This is a genomic window from uncultured Amaricoccus sp. (genome assembly GCF_937858865.1).
Taxonomy (GTDB): Bacteria; Pseudomonadota; Alphaproteobacteria; order Rhodobacterales; family Rhodobacteraceae; genus Amaricoccus.
On sequence record NZ_CALLYO010000485.1, the window covers coordinates 1 to 2,477 of the forward strand.

Here is a 2,477-nt window from a genome sequence, read left to right on the forward strand (position 1 = left end):
GACGACCTTGTCGCCGGCGCCGGCCAGCGCCTCCTCGTAGGCGTCCGCCCAGTAGGCGAGCCAGAATTCGGCGCCGTCGGCCTCGGCAGGGTCGGGCGCCTCCGCCCCCCAGCAGATCGGCCGCAGCGCGGCGCCGAACTCGAAGTGGCCGAGCCCCTGCATGTAGCGGAGCGCGAAGGCGTCGCGCGCGTGCAGATCGAGGAAGCGCCGGTGCTGGCGGAGGAGCGAGGCGACCTGCGCCCAGGGGTCGCGCACCGGCACGACCACGGTCGCGTCGGGGAAGGCGGCGGCGATCATCGGCAGGCGGGCGATGTTGGCGTTGTTCTTCGAGAGATAGCGCCGGGCCTCGCCGCCCTCCGCGGCGACGACCTTGGCCATGTGGGCGCGGAAGAAGGCCTCGAACCCCTGGTCGCGCGTCGCCTCGGTCCAGGGGCGGATCATGCCGTCGCGGTAGCGCTCCGGCCAGAAGGCCATCCAGAGCGTCTCCTCGAAGGCCTCGGGGCTGTCGAAGCCGACCGCGACGCCGTCGCCGTGGGCGCGCTCGGCGGGCTGCGCCTCCTGCTGGAAGCGGCGCGTGGCCTCGGTCCAGATCAGCGGCAGCAGCGTGAAGGGCATGTGCCGGTAGGTCGCGGCGGCGAACTCGGGGAAGGCGGCGAGCGCCTCGAGCAGCACCGTGGTGCCGGCGCGCGGCAGCGAGGTGACGAAGACCGGGCGGCGGCCGTGGTCGGGCTCGATCCGGTCCTGGTACATGCGCGTCTCGATTTCGGCGAGCCGGCGCTGGGCGCCGAGGGTGCCGAAGGCCAGCCGGTGCAGGGCGCGGTCCACGGGACCATAGGGGGCAGGGGTCATGTCAGCCGCTCCAGGGCGATCCAGGCGACGACCGCGAAGAGCGTCGAGCCGAGCAGGAAGGGCCAGCCGGTCGCGGCGGCGAGGGCATGGTCCAGGGAATAGAGGCCGGCGGCGCTGCCGGCCCAGATGAGGAGGGCGGGGAGCCCGAGGGCGGCCACCGCGATGCTCGCGAGCGCGAGGAAGCTGCGGAAGAGACCGGCCGCCGCCGCGCGGGCGGCCGCCTCCTTGGCGTCGTCGCCGAGGCCGGCATCCGAAAGGGTCGCCGCCGCGCGGCGCGCGGTGCGGACCGCCGCGGCCACCGTCTCGGCGGCGCCGAGGGCCTTGAGGAGCGCGACGAAGACGAGGACGCCGGCCGTCAGGGCGAGCAGGCTCACCGGCGCGCCTCGTCCTCCGGATCGCGTCCGGCCGGACGCCGGATCAGCCGCTTGACCGGATACCAGACGAAGCCGACGACGGCGAGGCCGATGGCGCCGAGGAGGGCGAGAAGGGTGCCGATCGCCGTCAGCCCCGCGCCCGGCCCGACGTAGGCGAGCGCGGTCTCCGGGAGGAGGCCGAGCAGGGCAACGGCCAGGAGCAGGGTCGGGAGCGCTCGAATCATCGGTTTTCCTCCTTGGAATCATGCTAAGGGTCCGATGCAAAGGTTGGTCTTTGCCAGGGGTTGTCCAACCGGTGGGCAGAGTCCTGCCGACCGGGCAGGGCCGCGGTCGCGACGGCGGCGCGGCGGATGAGGGAGGGCAGGGCGCCATGCGCCTCGGGATGATCGGCTTCGGCAGCATCGGCGGCGCCCTTGCCGATCTCCTTCTTCCGGGCGAGCCGCTCGAGCATCTCGCGGTCCTCGTGCGCCCCGGGCGGGCCGCCGAGCTCCGCCAGCGCCTCGACGGCGAGTTCGCCGCCGTCGCCCGCGACCGGTCGGTCGTCGCGGATGCGGAAGGGATGCGCGCGGCGCGCCCCGACCTCGTGGTCGAATGCGCCGGCCACGCCGCCGTCGCCGCCCATGTGCCGCCGCTGCTGGCCGCGGGGATCCCGGTCGTCGTGGCCTCGGTCGGCGCCCTCGCCGATCCCGGGCTCGAGGCGGCGCTCCGCGGGGCGGCTGCCGCGGGCGGGACGCGCCTCGTCCTGCCGGCGGGCGCGGTGGGCGGCGTCGACCTCCTGGCCGCGCTCGGGGGCACGAAGGGGCTCGAGGTGCGCTACCGCGGCACCAAGCCGCCGGGCGCCTGGGCCGGGACGCCGGCGGCCGATATTCTCGACCTCGCGGCGCTTGCCGCGCCCGCAGTCTTCTTCACGGGTTCGGCGCGCGAGGCGGCGCGCGACTACCCGAAGAACGCCAACGTCGCCGCGACACTCGCCCTCGCCGGCGCCGGCTTCGAGGCGACGCGGGTCGAGCTCGTCGCCGACCCGGCGGCGCCGGGCAACGTGCACGAATATTCGGTCGCCTCGCCGGTCGCGAGCTACGCGATCCGCATCGAGAACCGCCCCTCGGCCGGCAACGCCAGGACCTCGGCCGCGACCGTCCTCAGCCTCCTGCGCGAGATCCGCAACTTCCGCGGGCCGGTCGCGGTCTGATGCGGCCTCCGGCGGGTTGAATCGGTGTCGAGGGGAATTCCGGTCGTGTTAACAGCGACTTGGGC

At 74.8% G+C, this 2,477-nt stretch carries 4 protein-coding genes; 1 reads left to right on the top strand and 3 read right to left on the bottom strand.

Annotated elements, in window-relative coordinates:
* The 3 genes from Q0112_RS14275 to Q0112_RS14285 form a co-directional block, all read right to left on the bottom strand.
* Positions 1 to 849 (bottom strand): sulfotransferase (locus tag Q0112_RS14275; RefSeq protein WP_297976396.1); only part of this gene is annotated, 849 nt, incomplete at its 3' end.
* On the bottom strand, positions 846 to 1,223 hold the full coding sequence (locus tag Q0112_RS14280) for a hypothetical protein (protein ID WP_297976398.1): 378 nt from the start codon (positions 1,221 to 1,223) through the stop codon (positions 846 to 848). The genes Q0112_RS14275 and Q0112_RS14280, both read right to left, overlap by 4 nt.
* A complete protein-coding gene (locus Q0112_RS14285; RefSeq protein ID WP_297976400.1) occupies positions 1,220 to 1,447 on the bottom strand; it encodes a hypothetical protein in 228 nt (75 codons plus the stop codon). The genes Q0112_RS14280 and Q0112_RS14285 overlap by 4 nt, the downstream gene beginning before the upstream one ends.
* 146 nt (positions 1,448 to 1,593) lie before the next feature.
* On the opposite strand from Q0112_RS14285, the gene Q0112_RS14290 reads away from it, so the two are divergent.
* The gene (locus Q0112_RS14290; RefSeq protein WP_297976403.1) at positions 1,594 to 2,412 is read left to right on the top strand and encodes an aspartate dehydrogenase; all 819 of its coding nucleotides are present in this window, start codon (positions 1,594 to 1,596) and stop codon (positions 2,410 to 2,412) included.
* The last annotated feature ends 65 nt before the right edge of the window (positions 2,413 to 2,477 follow it).

Bases quoted from the DNA above. Each gene is read 5' to 3' on its own strand.
- Q0112_RS14285 (WP_297976400.1), bottom strand. From the start codon at position 1,447: ATGATTCGAGCGCTCCCGACCCTGCTCCTGGCCGTTGCCCTGCTCGGC.
- Q0112_RS14290 (WP_297976403.1), top strand. From the start codon at position 1,594: ATGCGCCTCGGGATGATCGGCTTCGGCAGCATCGGCGGCGCCCTTGCC.